This window comes from Variovorax sp. J2L1-78 (genome assembly GCF_030317205.1).
GTDB classification, from domain to species: domain Bacteria; phylum Pseudomonadota; class Gammaproteobacteria; order Burkholderiales; family Burkholderiaceae_C; genus Variovorax; species Variovorax arabinosiphilus.
Genome location: NZ_JASZYB010000003.1, coordinates 335,693 through 362,054 on the forward strand (window position 1 = coordinate 335,693; position 26,362 = coordinate 362,054).

A 26,362-nucleotide genomic window follows, 5' to 3' on the forward strand; every position below is an offset into this window, starting at 1 on the left:
GCGTGCATGCTCCAGCGGCACCGCTTGCCCGAGTTTGGAATCGAGGCCCCAAACCGCACACCCATGGAAGCGCGATGGGGCGGGTTGTGGCGTAAGCTGGCGGAAGAAGCTGGGGCCGTACGACAGAGTTGCGCTTTTAATGCGTTTAACTCGTCAGCGAGTAGCAGCATCGAGGCAACTGCGCGAACTGTCCAAGACCGATCACGCCATGCGGCGCGTCGTAGGAGCGATAGCTGTAACGACTAATGCAAAGTTTTGGTGTGCGCAACAAATCGTTGCAGCGAATGCGGTAGACCGAAGCGCTGGTGTTTGTGCAGCACGAACGTGGTGATACGCTCGTCCTCGTGCAGTGGTACGGCCACAACATCCGAGCGGCACAGCGTGGCAACGTGACCCGCGTCTGCCAAGCCCACTCCCAGGCCTGCAGCGATGCGCGTGAAGTAGCCGCTCAGCGTGGAGGCTTCCCCTGCGAATGTAGGAATCGTCGAGTGGCGTTGCGCGATAGCCCGAATCTGATGCAGAAGGCCCGGCAGCCGATCGGCATGGCAGGACAGGAGCGGAAAGGCCAGCACCTCGGTGATAGGTAGCGTAGGCTGCAATGCGAGTTCATGCCCAAACGGCAGCAGTGCCATGGCGCGGTAACTCCACGCGGGCTGCTGCGAGATGGTGTCGTCATTCGGTAGACCGAATGAAAAGCCTGCATCGAGCTGTTCGCGCTGCAATGCTGCCGCCAACTCCGAAGCACGCATCTCGGTCAGCTCCAGGGGCACCTCCGGGGCCACTTCGCGCCAGCGTACCAAGCACTCGGAAAGTTTGGGTTGCGCGATTCCGTCGGCCACCCCGATTCGCAACGGTGCGCGGAAGCGGACGTCCGTATCGCGTACGGCGCGATAAGTGCGTTCGACGCGGATGAAAAGCTTCCGTACCTCCTTGAGCAAACGCAGACCGGCAGGCGTCAAATGCAACTTGCGCGGGGTGCGGACAAATAACTGCACGCCCAGCTGATCTTCGAGATCGCGGATGGTCCGCGATAGCGGGGTCTGATCGATGTGCACGCGTTCTGCGGCACGGCGAAAGCTAAGTTCCTCAGCGACTGCGATGAAGTAGCGTAGGTGCCGCAGCTCGATCATTGCCACCTCACCGTGTCTGCTAGAAAACGCACGGTGATGAAGGTGGCAAGACGATAGAGAGAAAGCGTCAGGCTAGTGACATCAGTGCGATTCATTTTTTTCACTCCTTGATCTTGCCTTTCGGCAAGGTGCCCTGACTCGAACACGCCAGGTCGACATCGATGCAGTTCACGCCGCGCTGAAAAATGGCTCGATTGGTATCTCTTGCTCCCCCTTTCCGCGGGACCCCGAAGACTCGGCACTGTCGATGCCTAGCCCACAATCCAGTTGTCTTCGCAGTCGGACCTAGTCAACTTGTCTGCATGCGCGAGTGGGGCCTACACACCAAGCACAACAAGGCGAAGCGGGCGGGAGACGCGAGAGTTGAGCATCCACTTCCCTTCCATGGAGACTTATTGGTGGTCGAAGAGCAAATCGCCCAGCAGTCGCGCGACATGCACCGCATCTCGACCGACCCATCGGCGATCTGGGTAACTCGGGTTGTGCTTCGGGAACGAGCTTGAGCGCTTTGAGGATTGACTCGTCCATCCCGTTTGCTTGGCGGATAACGATTCGAAGTTCCTGCGATGGACATACGTGCTCTATACCTACGCATATGCAAAACTCGTACTGCTTCCCCTGCAAAACCGGGGCTCGTGCGGGGCAAGGACTAGAACATCGTATTGCTGTTGGCCGATTCCGCGGGCACTTCCTGGATGACATCCCAGTGCTCGACGATCTTTCCGTTCTCGACACGGAATATTTCGACCGTCGCAAGTTCCTTGCCGAAGAAGAAGCTCTTCGCGTGAATCCAGACGAGGTCGCCCTCTGCGACCACTCGCTTCACTTCTGCCTTGGTCGGAACGCCGCTGTCAATTGCGCCTTGGATAAGTGCGCGAATTTGTTCCTTCCCGTCCGGGTAGAGCGGGTTGTGCTGTATGTATGAATCCCCCCAGTAGCGATCAATTGCGGTCAGATCCAGATTCCCGAAGAGTTCTTGCGCCGCCTTGAGGACGAGCCGCTTATTGGCGTCGGCCGTTGATGTTGATGCTGTTGTCATGAAGTTAGCCCTTTCAGTTGTTTGTAGTTACATTGCTGGTCGTTCAGAGACTTGAGCGATTGGTGTGTCGCACGAAGCCACTCTTATACGAGTACGCCAATTGCGGCGGGATCGAACTCTTTCATAGCGTAGCCAGGGTTGGCGCCTACCTTCTCTGTCCAGTGGATATCGCACATTGGGACTCGTCCGACAGCGATCAGATCGAACTCCTCGCACTCCGTCCGATCGACCAATTGGTCGAGGCTTGCGGCTTCTGAGCGCTCTCCGCCTGTGTGTGCTGAGGAACTCGTTGTTATGTCCAATAGCATCGACGCTGATGGTCGGCGCCCCCATGGGCTTTTTCGCCCATCCGGTGATGGTTGAGGCCGTTTTCGCCATGCCACGTTCAAATGACTCCACGCGGCAGGCGCGAAACAGAACGTCATTTGGGGTCGAGGACACTTTGAAAGGCTCCACTGGGAAATGACCCGACATTCACAGGAAGAACATCGAGAAAGGTTCGCCGCTTCTCGAGCAACTTGGCGGTCGATCTTTCGATCATCTTGAGGAGCCGCCAACCGCCCGCATCTCATCCCGCCGGATATTCGATGTCGGAGGCAACCTTGCCGCCCCCGAACGACCAATCTTCCATTACGGTATTCGCCGAGAGGCGGACGAAAACATCGTCCGGCGACAGGCCTGGTAATACCGAAAGCTTCTCCACGAGACGGGCCACAAACGCCTTCTTCTCATCACGCCGCCTTGCGTCGGACTCGATGTTGATGAGGATGAAATCGTCACTTCGCTCGCCGTCGATCCCAAATCGTCGATCGTATATAAGCGTCCCGGGCTCCAACTGTTCGATGATCTGGAACATGTCGTTCTCAGGCATGAGATAAGCCTCAACGAGGGCTTCATAAATGCTCTGTGATAGCTGCTTGATGTATTCTGAAGACTTACCCTTCAGCATAGTTACGCGAACGAGTGGCATGGTTTTTCCTTTTCTGTGGTTTGGGGATGAATTGGCGAAAAACGAACATCAGAGTGGCACGCCTATCTGGCCACGATGGTTTGAACAGCTATTCCTCAACGCTGAAGCTCACGCCGGCGTGCCGCCTCAATCGCTCGACCAGGCTGCCGCGCAGCGCAGCGCCAGGGGTCCAGATGCCACCTGGCACATCCGGCGCACCCATCAGAGCGATCGCCGTTTCAGCGAGCATTTTTGATGACGCGCCATAACCGGGGTCGATATCGCCCTTCACTGACGTGCGCACCTTCCGCCCGTCCGTTCCGATTCCGATGAACAGGATGTCGTAAAAGCCGGCCTCACGCTCATCCTTAGTCGGCCCCTCGCCGGGCTTGGGCAGGAGGCTCATATCCCCTACGCTCGGTATTTCGCCACCGCCAACCACCATCTCGTCGTAAAGGAAATCCCTGCCATAAGGATGACCCATCAAGAGGTTCGAGCGATGGACGTTCTTGGTATCGAGCGCCGCCATGATGAACGGCCCAACGGGCCCCACGTCGGGGTCATCTCTGACCGCGTCGCCTTGAGGTTGGGTTGGCCCCTCGAAGCCAGGCGTTAAGCCAAACGGGCTCATAAAGACCGCGCGCTGCACAGCATCGTTTTGAACCGCCGCCATTGTGGCCATCACACTCGCGACAGAGCCCCCCGAAGGGCCGCCTTGCATGGCCCGCAGCCGAGCTTTCACGTGCGGCGCGGGGGCGCCCAGCGTCGCCTTAGCCGTCTCTTGGGCGTAATAGACTCCAAGCTCGAACACCAGCGAATCGAACCCGCATGAGAATAAGATCCGTGCGCCAGACGCCTTCGCCGTCGCCTCGTGCGTATCGATCATCTGACGAATCCAGGCGGGCTCGCCACACAAGTCTAAATAATCGACCCCAGCAGCCGCGCAGGCGGCCACCAAGTTTGAGCCGTAGAACTGATAGGGTCCGACGGTCGAGACAATCGCCTTGGTCCGCGCGATCATCGAGGCGAGTTGAGCCGGGTCGTTCGCGTTGGCCTCCACCAGCGGCATGTCCTTCGGCGCCCCGAGCTGATCGCGCACCTCTGCCAATTTCGCTTGGCTGCGACCGGCGATGGCCCACTTCACCTTACCGCCCACGCCATAGTGCCGCGCGTAGTGCTCCGCGACGAGTCGGCCGATGTAGCCGCTCGCCCCAAAGACAATAATGTCGAACTCCGCCGCCGGGTTCATGGCAGGCTCCCTCTAGCTAATCGCATGTGCTCTTCGCTCCAATTTGCCCGAGCTGGCAAGCATTCCTCGCAGGCGTCATCGGGGCGCCCCATCGCGAAATGCCTCAACAAATCGGTTTAACTTTACAACCACCGCCCAGATGGTACTCTGTCTGGTTTATTTTTGCAACCTACGGCTTGAGTACGAATCGATGCAAACCAGGACACCACAGTGACTGCGGCGCTGTCGGAACGTGGATCGTCTATAGCAACAAGCCACTGGCATGCACACATCGGCATGAAGGAGTGAGATGAAGGGCAAGCGTACAACGCTGGAAACCAGCACTTGCGCGATCGCGCGATCCCTCGAGTCAATTGGTGACTGGTGGTCGCTGCTGATTGTTCGTGACGCCTTGGCGGGAACGCGGCGTTTTGGGGAGTTTCAACGGAGCTTAGGACTAGCGAAGAACATCTTGACCACGCGTCTGCGGAAGCTGGTTGCCTGCGGCGTTCTCACCACGGCACCCGCCTCCGATGGATCGTCCTATAGAGAGTATGTCTTGACCGAGAAAGGTGAACGGCTCTACCTAGTGGTCGCCTCGCTTTGGCAATGGGGAGAAGAATTCTGTTTCCCTCCCGGGCAACTCTCCTATGATCTGGTGGACCGACAAACGCACGAAAAACTCCGCCCACTTGAGTTGAAATCACAGGACGGTCGCACGCTCGGCCCGCACGACTTCGTTTCGCGCGCGCTCGAACGAGAAGACAGAGATCCTTCTTCAACCGCGCTGAGCTCAGGGGATCCGCTAGGAAAATGAGCGCCTGACAAGCATCCACGTCAGCGTAGCTTCACTTCGCGAGATGTTGCGGGTCAACAATTGGTATTTTTGCTCGCTCGCGTATGCGAGCCACGCTCTTGCCCTCGCGTCTGGCCCGCTGCAGGTGCGGCTGCCAACGCTTCGGGTCGATCTTGGGGATGCTGGTCAATACGTGCTCCTTCATGTTTGATGAAGCTCGAACATCTATCGCCTTCTCGATCAATGCGGTAGGGCGTGGCTTATTGACGGCTTACGTATCACCTGCAGCATGAGCCGCGGAGACAAGGACAACTCGGCGATGGAGAGCTTCTTCAGTAAGCGCGCGGCGAACACATCTTGACGAGGGCCGCGCATGCGGCGGTGAGCGCGAGGGGGTGCTCAGCTCTGCTGCCAGCGATGCGGCAACAGTTCGTCGATCCGGCTGTGCGGCTGCGTTGGCAGGCGCAAGAACACATCTCTCAGATAAGCATGCGGATCGTGCCCATTGAGCTTGGCTGACTGGATCAAGCTCATGACGGCGGCAGCGCGCTGCCCTGCACGAAGGCTGCCGGCGAACAACCAGTTGTTGCGACCTACGGCGATCGGCCGGATCTGGTTCTCCACCCAGTTGTTATCGGCTGGCAAGTTGCCGTCGTCCAGGTAGCGCGTCAGCGCGGCCCAGCGCTTCAGGCTGTAGTTCAACGCCTTGGCTGTCCCTGAACCTTCCGGAACCTTGAGCCGCTGCGCGATCATCCAGGCTTGCAGCCCCTCGGCGATCGGTCGACCCCGCGCTTGGCGGATCCGACGCCGTTCATCGGAGTCCAAGTCTTTCACTTCGCGCTCGATCTCGTAGAGCCGAGTGAAGTACTGGATCCCGGCTTCGGCGACCTGGCTCTTGTTGGCCGTGTGCAGTTCGACGAACTTGCGTCGAGCGTGTGCGAGGCAGCCCGCTTCGACGACACCCTTGCCCAGCATGGCCTTGTAGCCGGAGTAGTCGTCACAGACCAGCGCACCGCGCCAGTCGCCCAGGAAGTCCTGCGCATGCTGACCGGCCCGGCTGTCGGCGAAGTCGTAGACCACCGCCTTCATGCCTTCGAAGGCGCCTGGTGTGTAGGCCCACAGATACGCACGGTGAGTCTTGCCGGTGCCGGGCTTGAGCATCGCTACCGGTGTCTCGTCGGCATGCAGAACGCGGTGAGCGAGGATCGCTTCCTTGAGTGCGTCCACCAGTGGTTGCAGGCGCACGCCACAGGCGCCGACCCAGGCCCCGAGCGTCGAACGCGGAATGGCCAGGCCAGCGCGCCCGAAGATCGCTTCCTGCCTGTACAGCGGCAGATGGTCGGCGTACTTGGCGACCATCACCTGCGCCAGGAGGCCGGCTGTCGGGATGCCCTTGTCGATCACCTGTGCGGGCACCGGCGCCTGGATCAGCGTCTGGCACTTCGCGCAGGCCCACTTGCCCCGAACATGCCGCTCGACGGTGAACACGCCGGGAACGTAGTCGAGCTTCTCGGCCACGTCCTCGCCGATGCGCTTGAGGGCGCAGCCGCATGCACAGGTGGTCGACTCGGGTTCGTGGTGAACGTCGACGTGCGGCAGGTCTGCCGGCAGCGCCGTGCGCCGCGGCTGCTGCTTGTCCTCGGTCTTGGGTGGCGAGCGAAGCTGCTTCAGCTCCTCTTCGATGGCGGCCAGGTCGGCATCGAGCGTTTCATCCAGTAGGCTGGCCTGCGCCGCGTCGAGCTTCTCGCTGCTCTTGCCGAAGCGCAGGCGCTTGTACTGCGCGAGTTCGTGGGTAAGCTGATCGACCTTGGTGGTCTTGAACGTGACCTCGCGCGTGAGCGTCTCGATCGAGCGATCCTTGGCCTCGAGCTGGCTTTGCTGCTCTGTGAAGTCCTTGATGAGCCGGAGGGTCACCTCGCGCAGTTGCTCTGCACTGAGGCCCTTCAATTGTTCGGCATCCACCATGAGCACGTATGGTGCCGCGCGACCGTGCGAATGTCATCGGCGTTTGCAGCAATTGCACCGCCGCCCTCCGATCACACCACGGTGATGACGCCCGCTGCACCGACGCGCTGCCAGGGCAGTCCGAGCACGAGTGTGTCGAGCTGCTCACGCGTCATCGCCATCTCCGTGCCCAGGCTTGCGTTAGCCCAGAGGAAGCGGCCGTGGTGCAGACGACGTGCGCACAGCCAGATGCCGATGCCATCGTGCACGAGCACCTTCATGCGGTTCGCCCGCCGATTGGCGAACAGGTAGGCATGGTGCGGATGCGCGGCACCGAACACCTTCACGACGCGTGCCAGCGCCGTCTCGGTGCCAGCGCGCATGTCGATCGGCTCGGTGGCCAGCCACACGGCGTCGACGCGGATCAACGCAGCCACTCGCGCAGCCAGGCTGCGCACGACGAGGCCGACTCGACTGGCCAGTGCACCACCGCAGTGGCGCTGCCCCTCTTAAGCTCGATGCGAATGTCGCGAATCGGTCTCTCGGCTTCGGGCTGCACATCGAGTGCGACGAAGGCTGGCGTCGGCAACTTGGGAACCTCGACCGCCTTCGGCGCCGCCGCCTTGCGATCGTCGGCGCGCCAACGATGCACCACGTTCGCGTTCAGGTTGTACAGCCTCGCGATCGCCGCGGCAGACGCATCCGGTTGGCGGCATGCCTCCAGAACCTCCGCCTTGAACCTCGCGCTGTGCTTGCGACGGGTGGCCCGCTTAACCACACCATCTATTGCGTCCACATCATTCATCGCGGACACGATGCCTGCCGACTCTCAGGCAATCAAGATGACTTCACCGCGCGCTTACCTTCTTCAGTTCATTGAAGACCGAGCGCCGAGCGCACGGCCAGGAAGGTGTACCGGTGTACCAGTCACGTGCGGACGTGTTCAACTACATCGAGCGGCTCTACAACCCTACTCGACGTCAATTGAAACTCGGCTGGTCAGTCCGATTGAGTTCAAGAAGCTTGGGTCGGTGTCCACGCAATCGGCAGCAGCCCATGGCGCAGGTAAGTTCGATCGAACCGGCCAATATGCTCGCAAGCTCTGACACGGTTGGTCCACCCGCCGATTCCACTTCAACTAACACAGCCAGATTGACTAGCGCGAGTTAACGCACCGTTGCCATGTCGATGACGAAGCGGTACTTGACATCACTTTTGAGCATCCGCTCATAGGCCTCGTTGATTTGCGGCATCTTGATGATCTCGACGTCAGAGACGATGTTGTGTTTCGCGCAGAAGTCCAACATCTCCTGAGTCTCAGCAATGCCGCCGATCATCGACCCGGAGATACTGCGTCGTTTGCTGATGAGGCCAAATGCGCCGGGCGAAGGATTCGGCGAACTCGGTATCCCAACCAAGACCAAAGTGCCGTTCATCTTAAGCAGTGTCACTAGCGGATCCAAGTTGTGAGCGACCGCGACCGTATCGAGAATGAAGTCAAAGCTGTTGCGATGGATCGCCAATGCGTCGGCATTCTCCGAAACAACGACTTCCTTGGCTCCCAACCGCAGCGCGTCCTCGGTCTTGCTAGGCGAAGTGGTAAATAGGACGACGTGCGCACCCAGCGCTGTCGCGATCTTTATCCCCATGTGCCCAAGCCCGCCCAGCCCAACAATACCCACCTTCTGGCCCGGACCAACCTTCCAGTAGCGCAGAGGCGAATAAGTTGTGATGCCCGCACACAACAATGGCGCTACAGCAGCTAGGGCCTTTTCGTGGTGTGAGATTCTTAGGACAAATTTTTCAGATACCACGATGTGGTCCGAGTATCCGCCCAACGTATTGGCGCGCGACACTTGTTCCTGGCTGTTGTAGGTCCCGGTCATGCCGTTGTCGCAGTACTGTTCGAGACCTTGAGCGCAAGGTTGACAATGCTGGCAACTATCCACCATGCAGCCCACGCCGACGAAGTCACCCACTTTGAATTTTGAAACGTCCGTTCCCACTTCACTCACACGTCCGACGATCTCATGGCCAGGCACACAGGGATATACCGACGGGCCCCATTCGCTCCTTGCGGTGTGCAGGTCAGAGTGGCAGACGCCGCAGTACAAAATGTCAATGGCAACATCCCGCGCCGTCAGAAATCTACGCTGGAAAGTGAACGGTGCGAGTGGGGTGGTGGCGGACTGGGCCGCATAAGCATGCGCGAGTGTCATAGCGTTTCCGATGTGGACGTTCTAGAAGGTGAACTCTATTTTTGACTTTATGAATGCCAGAACAAGCAGGATCCCCTGATATGCCGTTCTATTGAGAGTTTGATTAAAGATGGTCTGCGTAAGCTGCTTCAAGTTGCATCGATGTTCTGATTCGCATCGATTCGTATGCTCAGGCGCCTGGTATCAATTCGCCTGGCGAGTTCAATCTGCCTGCATTCCCATCAAACTGCACTGCGCAATCCAAAGGTTGGACAACGCAACCGCGTGTGCACCTGCATTGCGATCTTTGAAGCGGGCCAACTAACAAACCTGTCCAATAGTTCAAGCCGCGTTGGATACATCGCATGGGACTCAGAATGCACATGCCAAATCGATCATCCCAGTACTCGCTGCTCAGAAAGATCGGTAGCGCCTCGCACTTCGGCGATATAGCTAAAACGCGGTGAAAGCACCGGCAGACTTTCAAGTGCATTCACTATGTGAAACATAGTTGGAAGCTCCTCCCATGTAGAGCGGATAAATTTGACTTCTCCAATACCTGAAACAAAAGAGGTATATCGAGGCTTGGCTGAACTGACTTGTGGAGACAACACCATTTCGTCAACAGCCGCTTCGCCTACTTGGCGCAGGCTAGGGATGTAGCGATGGTGCAGAATTCCATCACTTTCCGGTGACTTCGGCGGCGCCCCGACCACCAAGTCGCTGAATGCCATCCGGATAAATTCGTGCCCTTCCCAAACGGCCGTGTGGAGTCGAGTCCCTTGTAGGATTCGGGGCTCTGGCAGCTCACAGTACAGCTTCGAAAATCCTAGTTCCTCACGGCCAGTAAGGATTGGTTCACATCGGTTTTCCCATAGGACAGACATGAATGACCCGCGAACTGATTCGCTAGCGCCGCGGTAGCGGACTGGATATGAAACCGAAAGCAGTGAATAACCGCGCCCGGCGAGCCACTCAAGTTCTGTCAACGTCACATGTTCCACAGTGACGATGGGTTCACCGTCGAGTTCGCAATTCGGCGGCAGCAATTTGCGAAGCTCAGCTTCATCCGTTAAAAAGCTGATTGAAGCGATAGTGCGCGGCGCATCACTAAGGTCAAATCTTTCTCCATTCGGTCCTTGGCGCGGTCCGGGACTGGGTCCAAACACCGTCGGCATTCTGTAACGCGAAGGAGTATCTATGCTATTTGTCATGATCAATTAAATACGAAAAGTGAAATATATGCTGCAGGCTCTAATCGTCACGGGATTAGGTCCAATTAGCGCTTTAAGTTGCAGCCGCAACCTGAGTGGGGAAAGATGTGAAATGATGTGTATGCAATGCTCCGCGTGGGCTGCTAGATTAGATAATGCTGAACAGCTTTTTCATCCCATTCCAATCCCACGCCGGGGACATCGGGAATTAGGAGATTTCCGCCCTTGACCTCATACGGGGTCTGCAATATTACGTTGTGCCAGTCATTCCACTCTAGCCAATGGGCGGTTTCCGACACTCGCATCATATGTGCTGAAACCTCGGGATAAACGTGGGACGATAAGGGCAACCCTGCGGCACCCGCAATAGCAGCCGCTCGCGTCCATCCAGTTACGCCGCCGATGCGCATTAGATCCAGCATGACTAGATCAGATGCCTTCTTTTGAATTGATTTGTACAGCTCCCGCGACCCGTAAATGTTCTCGCCCATTTGCAGAGGAGTTTTAAGATCTGCCGCTAGGCGCGCATATCCATCAAAGTTGTCATAAAGCAGTGGTTCTTCGATCCAGATCAGTCCATGATCGTCAATCAAATGACATCGCTGTAGAGCCTCGGCGAGGTTAAGACCCTGATTAAAATCAACCATTAAATCAACTTCATCACCAACCGCCTCTCGAACTGCATCGAGAGTGGCAAGGTCATCAGCTATCTTTTCTCGACCCAATCTCATCTTCAAGCTGGTGAATCCACCTTCATCCATAAGTTCCTTAGCTTCTTCGGCCGCGGCCCTTGGTTCCTGAAGCCAAAGACCGTTAGTGTTGTAGCATTTGACTGAGCCGACAGAGCCACCAAGCATTGCACACAACGGGAGTTGCGCGCTCTTTGAAAGCGCATCCCATGCCGCCATGTCGACACCTGAAGCAGCAATCATTGAGAAACCTTCATAACCAATTAAATGAAGCGATTTCCGGACTGCATTGAACAAGTCAATCGGCGACACAGCTTGACCTTTAAGCATCGCCCCGACATCTTCAAGAGCAGCTACCAAATAACGCATAGATTTAATGATGTAAGGCTGCAGATAGCTGCGACCAATCACACCATCTTCCGTCATCAAATCAACCAAGACAATGGGCCAATCAGCAAACGAACCCATTCGCGTAACAATGGGTCGTTTGAGCTTGATGACGATTGGCCTGGCGGAAATGCTTCGGATTTTCAAAGATCTGTTGATCATTGCTTTAACCTCAAGTCTGGTGTTCAAAAAGGAAGTAGAGATTACCGGGCGATGCGTAGATCTCTTCGCAGGAATATTCCCCTCGCTAGGTGGAGCGACCTCTTATCGGTCAGCGTCATTCCTTTAACGCGCAGCGACAATCGGATTTCGAAGAGTTCCTAGCCCGCTTGCACTGATCTCGCAAACATCGCCAGGGACCATCCACAGCGGCGGCTTGCGTGCAGCGCCCACGCCAGCTGGCGTTCCTGTGACGACAACATCACCTGGGCGCAAAGTCATAACCGCACTCAATTCGGCGATCAGCGTAGGAATATCGAAAATCAGATCGTCCGTGTTTCCGTCTTGCACCAGATTGCCATTTAGGCGAGTTTGCAGCGACAGTCCCTTTGCACCTTCGGGCAACTCGTCAGCTGTCACGAGATACGGGCCAAAAGCACCTGTTTTGTCGAAATTTTTGCCGATAGTCCATTGTGGCGTCCGGGTTTGATAGTCACGCAATGACGCGTCATTGAACAATGAATAACCAAAAACATGTTTGAGCGCTGTCGATTTTGAAATGTTTCGCCCGCCGATTCCAATCACAAATGCAATTTCACCCTCGTAGTCAAGCTGCTCTGACGTCTGAGGCCTTTCAATCGGATCTCCATGGCCGATCAAACTTGAATTGAAACGAGAGAATACAGTCGGATAAGCTGGCGGCACAAATCCACTTTCAGCCGAATGATCCACATAATTCAGACCAATACAAATGATTTTTTCTGGCGAGAGCAGCGGCGGTCTAAGCGAAACCTGCGCCAAATCAACATCTTCGCCAAGTGAAAGAGTGCGCGTCAATTTTCGGATGGCGTTCGGGCCACCTTCCAGCGCGGTCTGCAGATCGCCAGCGATGCCCAATTTATCTAAGAAAAGTCCTTTAAAGTCCATTCCATCAAGGGCTACGGCCAAGCCTTCGCGACCGTGCTCTGAGAAGCGCGCAATCTTCATATTAATTCCAATTTCGTAAGTATTTAAAACAATTCACCCGTGGAAAAATTTAATCTAATTAACCACATTAACGTCCACAACACCGAGCCCGGAGAACTCGGCTCGAATGTGATCTCCCGATGAAACAGGAAGCTGACGCAGAAATGAACCAGTCATGACGACCATGCCTTCAGTAAGCTGACGCTGGTATTTCTCCAGCCGCTGCTTTAGCCACAAGATCGAATTCAGCGGATTTCCCAACACAACCTCACCGGGAGCGGAGTCAATCAGTGATGTGTTTTTGAACAACGTACAAACGACTTGCCTGTAGTCTCTATCGATTTGATGCCTGACGGGCTGGCCTAGAACGATTCCCGTGTGTTCCGCGTTGTCAGCAAAAGCCACGCCCATATCGAGAACCGTTACACGCTTCTCGATGTATTCGAATGCTGGGTATACAAAATCAACAGACTCAGCCATGTCTTCAAGCGTACGGGCAGATTTGATATTTTTGTTGAGCAAAAATGCCAGCTCGCATTCAATGTGCGGCTGAATAAGCTGGCTCGAAGCTAAGGCAGCCCCAGACCAAAGCACTTTATTTTCATAAATCGATCCGAATCCAGGCTCGGAAACTCCGAGTTGTTGCTGAACAGCCTTGTTGGTTGCTGCAACCTTCCAACCAAATCGGCGAATTCCGTGGGCTTCATAGCGATCTCCCACTTGAATCTGAATAAGACTGCCTTCATCAACAGAAAGTTGGCCAGCCCATTGCATAGGCGTAGGCGTTCGTTCCCAAGCGGATCTCCAGAAAGATTCAAGTACTTCGTGCTTTTCAGTCATGATGCTGGATCCTGTAAAAAATCTGACAGAGCTATCTGGTTATGTGACGCGGCATGTACGATGCCGTTGCTTGGAGTCAGTACTCTCGGCTGGGCCGCGGCATTCAAGAATTCTCAATTTATTTGCGAGAGGTTTTCTGAGTCGATGAGTAGTGCGCCAGCATCAAAGAGCGAATTAACATGCTCCTCTGACACTCCGATACTCGAAAGTACCTCTCGGTTGTGCTCGCCTCGGAATGCAGGCGATCCAGGAGGCGTTAGTTCATCCTTGGAAAACCGCCACGGACGACCGGGCAATATGTACTCTCCGCCGCGGCGGTTCGGCACACGCTCTACTGCGCGCCAATGTTCAGCCCACACTGAGGTAGTCAAGGCAGACGCCGTACGGATCACACCCATCGCGATTTTCGCTTCGTCCAATTGGCAATCGAGAGCTGCAATGCCCTGAAATGTGTAGAACCATGTCTGCACTATCCGATGCAAGTCGGCCACATTCTGTTTTCGAGCGGTCGCCGTTGCAAAGCGCACGTCAGACGCTAGGTCAGGTCGACGCATCGCTTTAAGAAAGAATGGAAACGTAAGAGAGCCAACCAAGCTCGCACTCAACACGATCTGCTCACCGTTCGGTCCTTCAAAGAAAGGACAATCCGCCGCGCCGAGAATGGGTGGTTCGTCGTTAAGTTCCTCCGGATTCAGATCGAAATGTGCACGCTCACTCGTTGCGAGCATCGTGGCAGCCATCGGAACATCGACGTGCTGACCAACACCGGTCAGGGACCGCCGGTTCAACGCCGCCAATGCGGCGATTGCGCCTTGCAAGCCGGTATACACATCAGCATGCGAGAGACTGTCGGTCATTGACCGCTCTAACGCTGCGCCGTAATGGTCCAGACTATTACGCGTAAATCCGGACTCTGCCTGAATTACAGGTGCGTATGCCATCCTGCTGGCCCAAGGTCCGAGTTGGCCATACCCGGAGATGGATACATAGATCAAGCGCGAATTGCGCGCTGCCAAGGTCTCATAATCCAATCCCAGAAACTTCATCGTTCCGGCGCGGAAATTCTCAACGACAACATCTGCTTCGTCACATAGCTTGAGGATGACGTCGAGTGCTCCCGGCACGTTGAGATCAATGCAGACGTTGCGCTTTCCAGCGTTCTGCTGCGCGTAGTATCCCGACATGCCCGAAGTCCTTGGGTAGGCGAACCGGGAAAGGTCTTGCCGTGGCGGTTCGACCTTGATCACATCGGCACCCAGATCCATCAAGGTTCGGGCACACAATGGGCCGGCGAGCACACGTGAAAAGTCAACGACTCTGATTCCACTTAGTGGGCCGCTCATGGCTAAACCCCCTCGTATTTGGTCGAGCCCAAGTCGCCTGCTTTGTACGCAGCAAGCCCGAGCACGAGGTCCTTGGAAGCCCAGATTGAGGCCTGAAGCTGCGTCATCGCCGCGTCTGCGGCGGCTACTCCCTGACTCACAGAAATGCGAATTAGTTGCTTTGATGCGGTGTGAGCGACAGTGGGGCCGGCAGCGATTTCGTTAGCAATGCTCAGCGTGGCCGACTGCAATCGGTCGTCTGGGACCACCAAGTTAAGCAAGTTCCATCGCTCCAGAGTAGAGGCGTCGTATCTGCGTCCAAGAATCGCCATCTCACTTGCGCGCAATGCACCGGCGCGTTGGGTAATCCGCTGGACTGCACCCATCAACGGATGCAAGCCGACGACCACTTCAACACATCCCAGCTTCGCCGACTCGGATGCAATGATGTAGTCGCAAGCGATTGCCAATTCCAATCCCCCCCCCACGCAGATGCCGTGCACGCTAGCGATTACTGGCAATCGACATGATTCGAATCGAGTGAGAAAGCCGGGAAGGTCATACGGATGTGCACGACCCGCGATAGCGGCGTTTCGCACTTCATTCAAATAGTCGACGTCCGCGCCTGCAGAGAAATTCTTGAGACCGCTGCGCAGAATGACCGCTCGTGACCCTGCGGACTCAGCTGCGGACAAACCATCCAGTACCGCGTCCAAAAATGCAATACTCATAAAATTGTGCGGGCGTGCTTCCATCGACAAAATGGAAACTGGGCCGTCAACACTATGCTTAATCAAATCATTCACAATTCCGCCTCTTTCTGTCATACGTTAGATACTTTGGGTCACATAAAATTTGGAGCCAGCCGCGGTGCACTCCGAGCTACAAAAATTTCTTTCGGCAAAGACCGCGCTTCTAGAGATCACTGCGGCTGCAATTTGAACTTGACCGCCATATCTGCGTACTGCTTGATAGCTGATGCGTAAAAGACATCAGCTTCTTTCAGCGACATACCGAATGGCTTGGCGGCACTATCTTTGGCAAATCTTTGGAATTCAGGCGTTTCAATCGCCTTGCGAATAGCGATGTTTAGCCTTTCGGCAACGCTCTCAGGCACATCCCGCTTCACCATAATCACACTCCAGGAGGCGTATTCAAACGTGCGATCACGCCCCTCCGCGAGAGTTGCTACATCGGGAATCTCTGCGTTGCGCTGCGATGCAGCTAGGCCGACTGGAATGATCCGGCCTTCTTTGATCATAGAAATGCTGTTGGCTGCAATAGGCAAAAAGGCTAAGTCGACATGGTTCCCGAGAAGATCCTGAATGATTGGCGCCCCTCCCTTATAGGGCACTCCTGTGATTTGCATTCCGGCGAACGAGGCAAAATCTTCACTGGCCAAATGCGATAGCGATCCAAGACCCTGGTGCGCGATGGATAGCCCCCCCTGCGCTGTTTTACTCATCTCAACTAAATCTTTGAGCTTTTTTCCTGCAAGCCCTGGCCGAGCTACAAGAATGAAGTCGCTGCGAGATAATGGGGTGATCAGCCTAAAGTCGCTCGCCTTGTATTGGGCGGACGACAACACAAGTGGCGCGAGAATCAGATCGTTCGCGTGGGCAAGCAGCGTGTATCCGTCCGACGACGCTCTCGCGACGTTCATGGCGCCAATAGCACCACCTACGCCCGGAAGGTTTTCAACTACGACGGGCTGACCAAGCGAACTTTGAAGCGCTGCGAGAATTTGCCTGACAACCCCGTCTACTCCACCTCCGGCCGGAAACGCCACCTTGACTACTATTGGCTTTGACGGATATTGCTCGCTACCAGCGCTGTATTGCGGCAGAGAGAAAGCCATTGCGATCAGACTGAATATGACCGCCTTCCAACATGCGGAAATTCTCTTGACCGAAGTGAGCGGATGATGGATTAACACTTTTGTCTCCTGGGCGTGTTGGATTGCGAGGCTTGACCCAAAGGGTCAAGCCGCCGGACCTCGACTAACGATCACCTTCCACTCATCCAGCGTCGGACAATGCTCGGTTGCGTCAGCCGTTTGTCGATATTACACAGAAAAATTTATTTTTTCAACAGGCTTGTGGGTGCGGCCATGAACTTCTGTTTTGCGAGGTCGCCGGCTCGCCATGTCAAACGCATGAGGGTGTGCGCAGCCAACGTGCACGACAAACACCCGCTGCCCGATCTGCTGGTTGTGAAGCCGTCGTACTCCAGGCCGCGCGTGAGCGATGACAACGCCTATGCCGAGTCGCGGTTTCGCACCGCCAAGTACCGCCCTGAGTTCCCTGCCAAGGGCTTTGGCGACCTGCACGCTGCTCGCCGCCTGGGCCAGGGCATTCGTGCGTTGGTACAGCGTCGAACATCGCCATCGCCATAGCGGCATTCGCTACGTCACGCCTGCACAGCGCCATGCTGGCCTTGATGCGGTGATCGCACGCGCTCTATACCCAGGCGCGCGAGCGCCATCCGGCGCACTCGGCGCGCAGCACGCGCAACTGGACGCCAGCGGGCGCGGTGACACTGAATCCGAAGCGTGACAACGTGGTCGCGGTCGACGTGGACCGCTTACCCCCCCCCGGTATTCGCGTTAACCCGGAGACCTTCAATCCGTGGAGTTCGCGCGCAGTCAAGCAGTACTTCCTGCAAGCCCCAGTCGTTCGCGCCCGCGCCGCCTATCGTTTGTGTGAGCGTGTTCCAAGACATGCCTTCGCGCAGTCCCAGGGCGCGCGTTTCGTCGGCTCGTCGTTGCGGGGGGCCGATGCCCGAGTAATCACTTGAAGCTCTTGCGAGCAAGGAGACAGAACAAATGGCCAAAATGAAAGCCAAGGAAGAGTACGTCCAGATAGACGACATGCCGTGGGCGCCTTTTCCTGACGCCTTTTCAAAGGGGGGCATCACCTGGAGGTTGCTTTACGTCTCGCCGGAGGCTGGCAGTTGGACGGCCGTGTTCGAGTGTCCGGAGGGCTCGTCCTTCAATGCGCACTTCCACACCGGGCCGGGCGAATATTTCCTCTACAAGGGCCGCATGGACGTGCGCGGGGGCAAGGCCGAAGGAGGCGATACGGCGCTGGCGCCGGGCTACGGCTTCGAGTCTTCCGGCGCGCGCCACGACAAGACCTACTTCCCCGTCCCGAGCGCGTTCTACATGACGTTTTCCGGGCCGCTCGCGTTCATCAACCCCGATGCAAGCGTGATTGCCAACATCGGCTGGGAAGAGGCGCAGGGCGCCTGGCAGGCGCACGTCGACGCGCATAGGTAGACGATCGAGTGCCTTGAATTCGGGCTCCAATTTCCCTCATGTCCAAGATCATCCACACCATGATCCGGGTAGCCGACCTGGATCGTTCAATGCGCTTCTACGCCGACCTGTTGGATCTATCCGAGTCCCATCGGCTGGACTTTCCGGATTTCGCGCTGGTTTACCTGCGCAGCGGCGAGTGCGAATTCGAACTGGAGTTGACGCTGAACAAGAGCAGGGAGGAGCCCTACACCCACGGCAGCGGCTACGGGCACATCGCCGCCGTGGTCGACGATGCGAACGCCGAAAGGGCGCGCCTATTGGGCATGGGTTATCAGCCCGGAGATGTGAAGGAATTCAAGCGCGGGGAGGAACTGCTCGCGCGCTTCTTCTTCATCCAGGACCCGGACGGGTACAAAATCGAAGTGCTAGAGCGCCACGGTCACTACCACTGAGTGCAAACCCCCTCGGCACCCGCGCTGCTCCCGGATATTCTGCATCGCGACCCATCGGGGTCACATGCACAACGGAGACAACATGCAAGCAAACGCCAGCATGAAGAGCCCCTTGACGGTACAGCACTGGTCGACCGCCGGCATCCGCAGGTCCGAGGCCACTGACGCGTGGCAAGCCGCCCTCACGCAGAACTACGGCCATTGGCAGGTCACAGAATCGGTCGCCGACGGTTTCTCGGCGAGCATTCGGAGCCGCGACATCAACGGCCTGCGCGCGGTCGAGTGCGTGTGCGACCCCTGCTCGGGAAGCCGGCTGCCGCAATTTGTCGGCCGTGAGCCCGTCCCCTACATCGGCGTGCAGATTACCAAGGCTGGGCGCGAGAGATTCCATTTCGCGGGAGAGGACATCAGCCTGGGTGCGGGAGACCTGGTGATCTGGACGAGCGCGCAGCCAGCCGAATTCACGGTGATGGAACGTCTGCACAAGGTGTCGCTAGTACTGCCTTGGGCGGAGGTCAAGGAGCGACTTCCCCGTGGCACGGGATTCACCGGTACGGTGATCGACAGCCGCGTCGGAATCGGTGCGGTTCTCTATTCGCACATCGACAGCCTCGCACATCAACTGGAACTCTTCACCGAAGGCGACAATGCCGGCGTACGGCGTGCCACGCTGGAGTTGCTGACCGCGGCGATGTGCCATCGCGTCGAGGCGCCACAGCGCGGACTGTCATCGCGCTACCTGAAGCAACTGCAGGACTACATTCTCGCCCACCTGCAGGACGACCACCTGTCGCCGACCAGTATCGCGGCAGCCAACAACATGTCGCCGCGGTACGTACACATGCTCTTTGCTCAGATCGGCGTGAGCGCTTCAGTGTGGATCAGAACGCAACGACTAGAGCGATGCAGGGACGACCTTCGCAGCCGGACCTATCGGGACTGCAGCGTCGCGGAGATTGCTTATACCTGGGGATTCGCGGACCCTTCGCATTTCACGAGGATCTTCAAGCTGCAGTATGGCGTCGGGCCCCGGGAGTTTCGCGTGACGGCTCCGCGATAGCTCGTGCGGGCCCCTTTCAAGACACGGCTGGCACGCAACTCGCGGTTCCACCGCGACTCACGGCTACCTAGCTCCTCGCTCAACTAGGCTGAGCGACAACCCGCTCTCATCAGAGTGCGCGCATCCGGCGCAAGTAGGTCCGGCGTGGGCGCCGCAGCAGCAGATGGAAATCTCGCCCGACGCGCATGCATCGCTGTTTCACTGGAAAGACCGCTATCGATTCAGTCCTTCAAAAGTTCGAGCAAGACCTAGCCGGCAGTGAACGTCTGAGCCGCGATCTTGCCCTTGCGCACCACCAGGGTGTCAGTCGCGATATTCACGAAGGGCTTCGCCTCCCAAACAAGATAGGCCACGTCGCCGTCGATCGCCTGCGCATTGATCTTGAAGGCTTCCCAGAAGCCTGGCTTGACCGACTTCAGGAAACCGTCGAAGAAGCCTCTGATCTCCTCCTTGCCGTGATACTTTTTGTCATGCGTGAGGAGGATCGAAGAGTCGGAATAGTCTTGCATGATTTCGTCCAAGCCTTTGGCAAACGCACCAAGGTGATGTTTCAGCACAGTTTCGGTAGAGGCATAGGCTGCGGCAGCCTCGCCGGAAAGGATAGCCAGCGGGGCTGCGGCAAGCACCAGCGCGCCTTGATGGAATGCGCGCCGCGGTGATGATTGAATATGTAGGGGCATCGTTGTCTCCTTTCGGCTCAGGGCCGTGAACTTATGAACCGAAGAACGATACGCAGCGCAACCGGGATGGACTGCGTTCAAAGGGAAGTCGTGCTTGACTGGACGCGCAAAGAGCGGGTTTTCCCGAGCAAAGGTCGGTGCGCCTCCTGGGACGCAGTGAACTGCTTCGAGAGAGCGGCTTCACGTCGTTGAAGCCCTGCGCAGTTGCCCATGTGCATCAATCTGATTGTTGGGCTAGGCGCCGATCGGGGTCGGGATCGAGCACACGCATCTGCCGCAACTGCCATGGTCGATCGGGCGGGTCCGGACTCATGACGGACCAACGGACCAAGAGGCTCTGGACGACGCTGGTCGGAGCGGTGCAAGAGGTCTGCGTCGAGCACGCCCAGCAGCAAAGCCACGAACGAGGAGGCTCTAGCGGCTCGACGGACGGATGGTTGGGCGATACCAGGCGAGCGCCAAGTTCTGCAAAAGCGAACGGCCACGCGATTGCACGTGGCCGTTCGTTGGCAGCGACCTCCAGGATGGATCGCCGACTATTGCTGCTATCTGCAGCGGCAGGCTCAGCTCAGGCGACGACTTCGGTGAGTTCTCCGGCCCAGGGAACCGGCGACCGTGACGGCGCCGATGGCACGAGGCTGCTTGCGGTATCAAGGCGATGGAGTTGTTCGGCCGAGAGGTCGACCGTCAGCGCACCGAGGTTGTCGATCAGTTGGGCAACCGAGCGCGGTCCGATGATCGGCACGGCCCCATGCGTGCCGGCCCAGGCAATAGCAACTTGGCCTGCGCTGACGCCCAACTCGCTTGCTACAGCCAGCACGGTGTCCAGAACCTGCGTGCGCTGCGCCGAGTTCTCCGGCTGGAAGACCCGGCCGCCAAAGCCTTCAGCCCGGCCCTTTTCTCCTTGCCGGTACTTGCCGGTCAACATGCCCCCGCCCAACGGTGACCAGGTCACCACGCCCAGGTCCAGGGCGCGCGCGGCCGGGAACAGGTCGGCCTCGGGCTCACGGCGCACCAGGCTGTGCTCGAACTGGGCCGCCGCAATGGGTACCGCGTGGGTCAGTTCAGCCAGGGTGACCGCACGGGCCAGGCGCCAGGCGGGGAAGTTCGACAAGCCTGCATAGAGGATCTTGCCCGTACGCGCCAGATCCTCGAAGCCGCGGACGATCTCCTCGATGGGCGTGACGCCATCGGGATGGTGCGCCCAGTAGATGTCGATCCTGTCGGTCTTGAGGCGCTTGAGGCTCGCCTCCACGGAAGCCACCAGTGCTTTGCGGCTGTTGCCGGTGACCAACCGGTTCGCGTTCGGCACGGCGCCGTTGGTGAACTTGGTGGCCAGCACAAAGTCCTCGCGCCGCCCCTGCAGCAGAGTGCCGAGCAGTTCTTCCGATTGGCCGAACTGGTAAACGTCTGCCGTGTCGATGAAGTTGCCGCCGGCCTCGGCATAGGCGTTGAAGACGGCCTCTGCGGCATCGGGGTCGGCACCATAACCCCAGCCCGTGCCGAAGTTGCCCGTGCCCAATGCGACTTGCGACACACGCAGGCCGGTTTTTCCAAAGACGGTGTATTTCATGCTTCGCTCCTTTGAGAAATATCGTGCTGCGGCTCACCCGACGATGCCGACCGGCGCGGAACCACCACATTGCCGACGGAAATCTGCACGACGCCCCCGTCCTGATTCAGGCTGTTCCTCCGCACCTTGACCAGCCCTTGCTCGGGCCTGGACTTGGACTGGCGAACTTCCAGCACCTTGCTTTCCACGTGCAACTAGTCGCCTGCCGGGCTCGACCCCGGCCACGCCCTGCGCGACGAGTCGCGCCCAAGGCTGGAGGCCTTGCTTCTCGGCAAAGCCGCGTTCCGCAAAGATCACCGCAGCCGCGCCGCTATTGAGTCCAGACGCGTTGCCGGCGGTAATGCTGCCGTCCTTGCGGAAAGCGGGCTTGAGCTTGGCCAGCGTTTCGATGGTCGTGTCGGGGCGGTTGGCCTCGTCGCGGTCGAAGCGCACCGGCCCCTTGCGGCCGGCCAGTTCGATCGCAACGATTTCCTCGTCGAACTTGCCTGCCCCCTGTGCCGCGCTGAAACGCTGTTGCGAGCGCGCTGCCCAGCGGTCCTGATCTTCGCGGGTGATCCCGTACTGGCTGACCAGGTCTTCGGTATGCCAGCCCGAATGCTGTCCGCTGAAGGCATCGTTGAGACCGTCTCGCAGCAGGCTGCGAGCATGGCGGCGTCGCCCATGCGACTGCCCCAGCGCGCACCAAGCGAGAGATACGGGGCTTGATCCATGTTCTCCATGCCGCCAGCGATCGCCGCCTTGGCGTACCCGGCGGCCACCTTCAGCGCAGCGCTGGCGATGGCCTGCGCACCAGAACCGCAAACGCGGTTGACGGTCACTGCGGGCACCTGCAACGGGAGGCCGCCGCCAATGGCGGCTTGACGTGCAGGGTTCATCTTGGCCCCGGCCTGGATCACCTGACCCAGCACCACGGTATCGACAGCCTCAGAAGGCAGGCCGGCGCGCCGGAGGGTTTCGCGCACTACAGCCGCGCCCAGCGTGGTTGCAGGGGTGTCTTTCAACGCACCACCAAAGGTGCCGATCGGCGTGCGCAACGGCGCACAAAGAACGATTTCAGGCTTGCTCATCGGAACTCCCTGTCGTGAGAGCGGGTTGGTCGAAGATGAGGCAGGTCGTGGTTGCATGCGCATAGATCTTTCCGTCGGGGCCGACGATCCGACCTTCGGCCACGGCAACTTGCCGTCCGGCGTGGATCAACTTGCCTTCCGCACGCACCAGCGGCACTTGATCGTTGAGCGCGCGAAGCATGTTCACCTTGAGTTCCAGGGTGGTGAAGCCTTTGCCGGCGGGTAGCGTCGAATGCACGGCACACCCCACGGCAGAGTCCAGCAGCGTGGCGAACCAGCCGCCATGCACGGTGCCGAGCGGGTTGTAGAGGCTCCTTTGCGGTCGCCCCTGGAAGACGGCGACTCCGGGTTCGATGTGGATCGCCAGGATGTTGACCGTGTCGTTGATCGGCGGAGGGGGCAGCTCGCCCGAGAAGATTGCCTCGAACATCTCCATGCCCGAGCGGCCAAAGACCTTTCCCTTGGGCTCTGCGCCCGGAGCACTTTGGCGCGCGCGCACGCGCGCTTCGTCCGCTTCCCAGCGGGCTACTACGTCGTCGACTTCCATCCGGCACTCCTTTCGCTCGACACGATTGCACATACAAAGGTTGCATATACAATGTAGCACATGAAGAACGCCGCCAAGCCGCAAGGGTGTACGAACCTGAAGCTCCGCCAGCTCACTCGCATGGTGACGCGTCACTACGACTACCACGTCAGCGAGACGGGACTGAAGAACACGCAATACGCGCTGCTGTCACACGTCGTCAGGCTTGGGCCTATCCGTCCGGGCGAACTGGCCAAACGCATGCACATGGATGCTTCGACGTTGACGCGCAACATGCAGCCGCTGGTGGCGCATGGGTGGCTGCAGATCGGTGCGGGTAGCGATGCGCGCAGCCGCTTGGTGGAGGCCACAGAAGCGGGTCGAGCCAAGCAGACCGAGGGGCAACGGGCCTGGAAGGCGGCGCAACTGGCGCTCAACGAGCGTCTGGGAATCGCGCGCGTCGCCGCGCTGCACGAGCTGCTGGACGCCTGCATCGAATGCCTCGATGACGATCCCCAAAGTTCCGCCGAAGACAACGCTGAATCAGTTGACAGCTGTAATCGCAGCAGGCGCTCCCGGAGATAACCCATTTCTATCTCCGGCATGGTGTGGCGCTGGCCTATCAAGAACACGGATCAAGGAGAAACTACATGAAGCTGCCAAAAGCGTTGGCGTTCGATGTCTTCGGCACAGTGGTCGATTGGCATCAGAGCATTGCTCGCGAAGCCCGCTCGTTCGTTGCGAACCATTTACCAGGCGTCAGCGCTGAACGGTTTGCATTGGAGTGGCGGATGCTCTACCAACCGGCGATGCAGCGCTGCCGCAGTGGCGATAGGCCGTTCGTGCCACTGGATGAGCTTCACCATGAAATGTTGCTGGAGCTGCTTGAGCAATACAACTTGCCCGCGAGCCGATTTGAGCCGTCAACGCTCCATGGTCTTTCCAGCGCATGGCGTCGGCTCGATCCCTGGCCCGACGTTCCACTTGGCTTGAGCCGACTGCGAACTCACCTTCCCGTGGTCACACTGTCGAATGCCAATGTGTCACTCATGGTGGCGATGAACCGCTTCAATGGGTTGCAGTGGGATGCCATCCTCGGCGCAGAACTCGCCAAGGCTTATAAGCCCCAGCCGACGGCATACCTCGCCACCGCCGGTGCACTCGGACTCCCGCCCCAGGAGCTGTGCCTGGTGGCCTGCCACCATAGCGACCTGGCGGCGGCAAGGGCTTGTGGTTTGCAGACGGCGTATGTGGATCGTCCGCTGGAGTACGGCGGCGCGCCCGCTCCCGATGCGTCTTCCCAGCAAGCATGGGATTGGCAGGCAGAGAGCCTGATCGATTTAGCCGACCAATTCGAACGTGCCGCCGCGAAAATTCACGATGGTGGATAGTATGCATACCGTTCTCAGTTACTCCGATGCCCCGGAGGTGCCGAGCTGAGTTCTGGCCCCGCGAGTCCTTCGGAGGCTGGGTAGCTATTCGACCGGGCTATTTCGCGCCTGATGGCTGCACAGTTTCGGGCGATGGCGCAAAACTACGAATGCGCCAGTTTGGACAGCCTTCCGGTACGTGTGGCGAGGCAGCTCTTGCTTTCCGGAACCATGCAACTGCGCACCGCAGAGCAAGACGATCCGGATCAGTCGCAGATACAGATGTCGCAGTCAGACCTGGCGGCGATGGTTGGCGCTTCGCGACAATCGGTGAATCGGGTTCTCCAGCAGCTGCGCGAGAAACACGTCATCGAAATCAGCTACCTGCCCAAGTACGCCGGCAATCTGGACATCATGGCTGCGGCGGCGAGCCGAACGGCCTACGGCACCGTGGGTACTGCATTCGGCCCCGAGGCCGCTGCCGGCGGCCCTCTCGCGGCCGTTCGTGATGGGGACCTCATCGAGCTGAGCGTGCCGCAGCGCCTGCTGCGCCTGCATGTCAGCGCCGAAGAGCTGGTCGCACGTCTCACCAAGTGGAAGGCGCCCACAGCGCCGCTGGAGAGCGGCTACTGGCGCCTGCATGTCGACCACGTCTTGCAAGCAGATGAGGGCTGCGACCTGGACTTCCTCGTTGGTCCACGAGGCGCATTCGTCCCGAGAAACAATCACCGAACACTGCGGATGGGCGCTCGCAGGCCGGCGACCGCCCATCCGCTCAAGGCCCGGAAATCAACTCGCGCTGCGCTCTCGCGCTGATGAGCGCGTTTTCGCAGACGGGCTCCCAGGCAGGTCGACCGACGCGAGGATCGCATCGCGGCACACCGTCAGGATCTCGTCGGCCAGCGGCGAATCGTCCGGGCAGGCGCGCGACAGGACGATGGCGCCCACCACGTGGGTCAGGATGCCGAGCGACCGGGCTCGCGCCTGTTCCGGATCTGCACCATCCAATGCAGTGCCCGCGCGGCTCAGCTCAGCCAGCAGGCTCTCGATGCCAGCCACGAACGTCGACCGGACCGCTTCGGGCTGACGGGCGGCGTCCCCGCCCAGCGCAGCCATCGTGCAACCGCTGGCGCGGGCGTCGCGATGCTCGCGCGAGACGTAGGCGCGCACGAAATCCGGGGTGTCTACTCCCGCGGTCAGCGCCGCTGTCTGCGCGATGCCGCACGCTGCGGATTCCGCCATCAGATCGGCCTTGGAGCCGAAGTGCTTGTAGAAGCCGCCGTGGGTGAAGCCCGCAGCGGCCATCAGGTCGGCAACGCCCACGCCGTCGTAGCCACGCTCGCGGAAGAGCGCCGAAGCTGTTTCGACGATGTGCGCCCGGTTCGCCTGCGCTTGTGCCTTGGTGACCTTCATATCGGAGTTGAGTTGATTTTTCGCTGTGCCAGGAGATCTCACTATACATTGATGTCGTTCATCATCAAACCCCTTGACAAGTTAGATTATGACCGTCATCA

Annotated in this window: 27 protein-coding genes and 5 pseudogenes; 10 read left to right on the forward strand and 22 right to left on the reverse strand. The window is 58.5% G+C overall.

The window, feature by feature from the left end:
- Nucleotides 1-242: 242 nt before the first annotated feature.
- The 4 genes from QTH86_RS20070 to QTH86_RS20085 form a co-directional block, all read right to left on the reverse strand.
- Nucleotides 243-1,130 carry a LysR family transcriptional regulator gene (locus tag QTH86_RS20070; protein WP_286539704.1) on the reverse strand — a complete coding sequence of 296 codons (888 nt, stop codon included), beginning with the start codon at nt 1,128-1,130 and terminating at the stop codon, nt 243-245.
- A gap of 649 nt (nt 1,131-1,779) precedes the next feature.
- On the reverse strand, nt 1,780-2,169 hold the full coding sequence (locus QTH86_RS20075) for a nuclear transport factor 2 family protein (protein ID WP_286539706.1): 390 nt from the start codon (nt 2,167-2,169) through the stop codon (nt 1,780-1,782).
- A 568-nt stretch (nt 2,170-2,737) separates the two neighbouring features.
- Entirely contained in the window at nt 2,738-3,139 is a 402-nt protein-coding gene (locus QTH86_RS20080; protein ID WP_286539709.1) for a tautomerase family protein, read from the reverse strand.
- An 88-nt stretch (nt 3,140-3,227) separates the two neighbouring features.
- On the reverse strand, nt 3,228-4,367 hold the full coding sequence (locus QTH86_RS20085) for a saccharopine dehydrogenase family protein (protein WP_286647976.1): 1,140 nt from the start codon (nt 4,365-4,367) through the stop codon (nt 3,228-3,230).
- Nucleotides 4,368-4,656: 289 nt separating this feature from the next.
- On the opposite strand from QTH86_RS20085, the gene QTH86_RS20090 reads away from it, so the two are divergent.
- Complete coding sequence (locus QTH86_RS20090; RefSeq protein WP_286539711.1) at nt 4,657-5,163, forward strand: winged helix-turn-helix transcriptional regulator; 507 nt, start codon at nt 4,657-4,659, stop codon at nt 5,161-5,163.
- Nucleotides 5,164-5,194: 31 nt separating this feature from the next.
- On the opposite strand, the gene QTH86_RS20095 is transcribed toward QTH86_RS20090, so the two are convergent.
- The 4 genes from QTH86_RS20095 to QTH86_RS20110 all read right to left on the reverse strand — a co-directional run bounded on the left by QTH86_RS20095 (nt 5,195) and on the right by QTH86_RS20110 (nt 7,891).
- Entirely contained in the window at nt 5,195-5,332 is a 138-nt protein-coding gene (locus tag QTH86_RS20095; protein ID WP_286539712.1) for a hypothetical protein, read from the reverse strand.
- Nucleotides 5,333-5,541: 209 nt separating this feature from the next.
- Nucleotides 5,542-7,107, reverse strand: coding sequence for an IS66 family transposase (tnpC, locus tag QTH86_RS20100; protein WP_286624988.1), 1,566 nt, complete (start codon nt 7,105-7,107; stop codon nt 5,542-5,544).
- Between the two features lie 71 nt (nt 7,108-7,178).
- The gene (gene tnpB / locus QTH86_RS20105) at nt 7,179-7,523 is read right to left on the reverse strand and encodes an IS66 family insertion sequence element accessory protein TnpB (protein WP_286624978.1); all 345 of its coding nucleotides are present in this window, start codon (nt 7,521-7,523) and stop codon (nt 7,179-7,181) included.
- Nucleotides 7,511-7,891, reverse strand: coding sequence for a transposase (locus tag QTH86_RS20110; RefSeq protein ID WP_286624977.1), 381 nt, complete (start codon nt 7,889-7,891; stop codon nt 7,511-7,513). Before QTH86_RS20110 ends, tnpB begins: the two co-directional genes overlap by 13 nt.
- Before the next feature lie 56 nt (nt 7,892-7,947).
- Between QTH86_RS20110 and QTH86_RS20115 the strand changes: the two are divergent.
- A pseudogene (locus QTH86_RS20115) lies at nt 7,948-8,108 on the forward strand (IS3 family transposase); the annotation flags it as partial.
- 144 nt (nt 8,109-8,252) lie between these two features.
- Here the strand turns inward: QTH86_RS20115 and QTH86_RS20120 are convergent.
- The 8 genes from QTH86_RS20120 to QTH86_RS20155 form a co-directional block, all read right to left on the reverse strand.
- Nucleotides 8,253-9,305 carry an NAD(P)-dependent alcohol dehydrogenase gene (locus tag QTH86_RS20120; RefSeq protein WP_076196669.1) on the reverse strand — a complete coding sequence of 351 codons (1,053 nt, stop codon included), beginning with the start codon at nt 9,303-9,305 and terminating at the stop codon, nt 8,253-8,255.
- A 374-nt stretch (nt 9,306-9,679) separates the two neighbouring features.
- Nucleotides 9,680-10,498, reverse strand: coding sequence for an acetoacetate decarboxylase family protein (locus QTH86_RS20125; protein WP_353506010.1), 819 nt, complete (start codon nt 10,496-10,498; stop codon nt 9,680-9,682).
- A 143-nt stretch (nt 10,499-10,641) separates the two neighbouring features.
- The gene (locus QTH86_RS20130; RefSeq protein ID WP_286539714.1) at nt 10,642-11,736 is read right to left on the reverse strand and encodes an enolase C-terminal domain-like protein; all 1,095 of its coding nucleotides are present in this window, start codon (nt 11,734-11,736) and stop codon (nt 10,642-10,644) included.
- 123 nt (nt 11,737-11,859) lie between these two features.
- Nucleotides 11,860-12,720 (reverse strand): fumarylacetoacetate hydrolase family protein, encoded by an 861-nt coding sequence (locus QTH86_RS20135; RefSeq protein WP_286647977.1) that lies wholly within the window; start codon nt 12,718-12,720, stop codon nt 11,860-11,862.
- 54 nt (nt 12,721-12,774) lie between these two features.
- A complete protein-coding gene (locus QTH86_RS20140) occupies nt 12,775-13,539 on the reverse strand; it encodes a 2-keto-4-pentenoate hydratase (protein WP_286647978.1) in 765 nt (254 codons plus the stop codon).
- 113 nt (nt 13,540-13,652) lie between these two features.
- Nucleotides 13,653-14,882 (reverse strand): CaiB/BaiF CoA transferase family protein, encoded by a 1,230-nt coding sequence (locus QTH86_RS20145; RefSeq protein ID WP_286539717.1) that lies wholly within the window; start codon nt 14,880-14,882, stop codon nt 13,653-13,655.
- A gap of 2 nt (nt 14,883-14,884) precedes the next feature.
- Complete coding sequence (locus tag QTH86_RS20150) at nt 14,885-15,667, reverse strand: enoyl-CoA hydratase/isomerase family protein (protein ID WP_286539719.1); 783 nt, start codon at nt 15,665-15,667, stop codon at nt 14,885-14,887.
- Nucleotides 15,668-15,783: 116 nt separating this feature from the next.
- A complete protein-coding gene (locus QTH86_RS20155; protein WP_286647980.1) occupies nt 15,784-16,797 on the reverse strand; it encodes a tripartite tricarboxylate transporter substrate binding protein in 1,014 nt (337 codons plus the stop codon).
- A gap of 270 nt (nt 16,798-17,067) precedes the next feature.
- Between QTH86_RS20155 and QTH86_RS20160 the strand changes: the two are divergent.
- The 4 genes and pseudogenes from QTH86_RS20160 to QTH86_RS20175 all read left to right on the forward strand — a co-directional run.
- Nucleotides 17,068-17,417 (forward strand): annotated as a pseudogene (locus QTH86_RS20160) (integrase core domain-containing protein); the annotation flags it as partial.
- A gap of 268 nt (nt 17,418-17,685) precedes the next feature.
- Nucleotides 17,686-18,138: a cupin domain-containing protein gene (locus QTH86_RS20165; protein ID WP_286539725.1), complete on the forward strand. Its 453-nt coding sequence runs from the start codon at nt 17,686-17,688 to the stop codon at nt 18,136-18,138.
- Nucleotides 18,139-18,176: 38 nt separating this feature from the next.
- Nucleotides 18,177-18,572 (forward strand): VOC family protein, encoded by a 396-nt coding sequence (locus tag QTH86_RS20170; RefSeq protein ID WP_286621144.1) that lies wholly within the window; start codon nt 18,177-18,179, stop codon nt 18,570-18,572.
- A gap of 82 nt (nt 18,573-18,654) precedes the next feature.
- Complete coding sequence (locus QTH86_RS20175) at nt 18,655-19,632, forward strand: helix-turn-helix domain-containing protein (protein WP_286621146.1); 978 nt, start codon at nt 18,655-18,657, stop codon at nt 19,630-19,632.
- Between the two features lie 248 nt (nt 19,633-19,880).
- Here QTH86_RS20175 and QTH86_RS20180 read toward each other — a convergent pair whose 3' ends face one another.
- The 5 genes and pseudogenes from QTH86_RS20180 to QTH86_RS20200 all read right to left on the reverse strand — a co-directional run bounded on the left by QTH86_RS20180 (nt 19,881) and on the right by QTH86_RS20200 (nt 23,499).
- Complete coding sequence (locus QTH86_RS20180) at nt 19,881-20,312, reverse strand: nuclear transport factor 2-like protein (protein WP_286621148.1); 432 nt, start codon at nt 20,310-20,312, stop codon at nt 19,881-19,883.
- 568 nt (nt 20,313-20,880) lie between these two features.
- On the reverse strand, nt 20,881-21,885 hold the full coding sequence (locus tag QTH86_RS20185) for an aldo/keto reductase (RefSeq protein ID WP_286621150.1): 1,005 nt from the start codon (nt 21,883-21,885) through the stop codon (nt 20,881-20,883).
- A complete protein-coding gene (locus tag QTH86_RS20190; protein WP_286541502.1) occupies nt 21,882-22,073 on the reverse strand; it encodes a hotdog family protein in 192 nt (63 codons plus the stop codon). Before QTH86_RS20190 ends, QTH86_RS20185 begins: the two co-directional genes overlap by 4 nt.
- Nucleotides 22,015-22,952 (reverse strand): annotated as a pseudogene (locus tag QTH86_RS20195) (acetyl-CoA C-acyltransferase); the annotation flags it as partial. The pseudogene QTH86_RS20195 and the gene QTH86_RS20190, both read right to left, overlap by 59 nt.
- The gene (locus tag QTH86_RS20200; RefSeq protein WP_286539740.1) at nt 22,939-23,499 is read right to left on the reverse strand and encodes a PaaI family thioesterase; all 561 of its coding nucleotides are present in this window, start codon (nt 23,497-23,499) and stop codon (nt 22,939-22,941) included. The pseudogene QTH86_RS20195 and the gene QTH86_RS20200, both read right to left, overlap by 14 nt.
- 60 nt (nt 23,500-23,559) lie before the next feature.
- Here QTH86_RS20200 and QTH86_RS20205 point away from each other — a divergent pair, with 60 nt between their 5' ends.
- The 4 genes and pseudogenes from QTH86_RS20205 to QTH86_RS20220 all read left to right on the forward strand — a co-directional run.
- Nucleotides 23,560-24,063 (forward strand): MarR family winged helix-turn-helix transcriptional regulator, encoded by a 504-nt coding sequence (locus tag QTH86_RS20205; RefSeq protein ID WP_286539742.1) that lies wholly within the window; start codon nt 23,560-23,562, stop codon nt 24,061-24,063.
- Nucleotides 24,064-24,128: 65 nt separating this feature from the next.
- On the forward strand, nt 24,129-24,869 hold the full coding sequence (locus QTH86_RS20210; protein WP_286539744.1) for a haloacid dehalogenase type II: 741 nt from the start codon (nt 24,129-24,131) through the stop codon (nt 24,867-24,869).
- A gap of 132 nt (nt 24,870-25,001) precedes the next feature.
- Nucleotides 25,002-25,211: pseudogene (locus QTH86_RS20215) on the forward strand (helix-turn-helix domain-containing protein); the annotation flags it as partial.
- Nucleotides 25,212-25,274: 63 nt separating this feature from the next.
- Nucleotides 25,275-25,577: pseudogene (locus tag QTH86_RS20220) on the forward strand (dihydroxy-acid dehydratase); the annotation flags it as partial.
- A 60-nt stretch (nt 25,578-25,637) separates the two neighbouring features.
- Here QTH86_RS20220 and QTH86_RS20225 read toward each other — a convergent pair.
- A complete protein-coding gene (locus QTH86_RS20225; RefSeq protein WP_286539746.1) occupies nt 25,638-26,261 on the reverse strand; it encodes a TetR/AcrR family transcriptional regulator in 624 nt (207 codons plus the stop codon).
- Nucleotides 26,262-26,362: the final 101 nt, after the last annotated feature.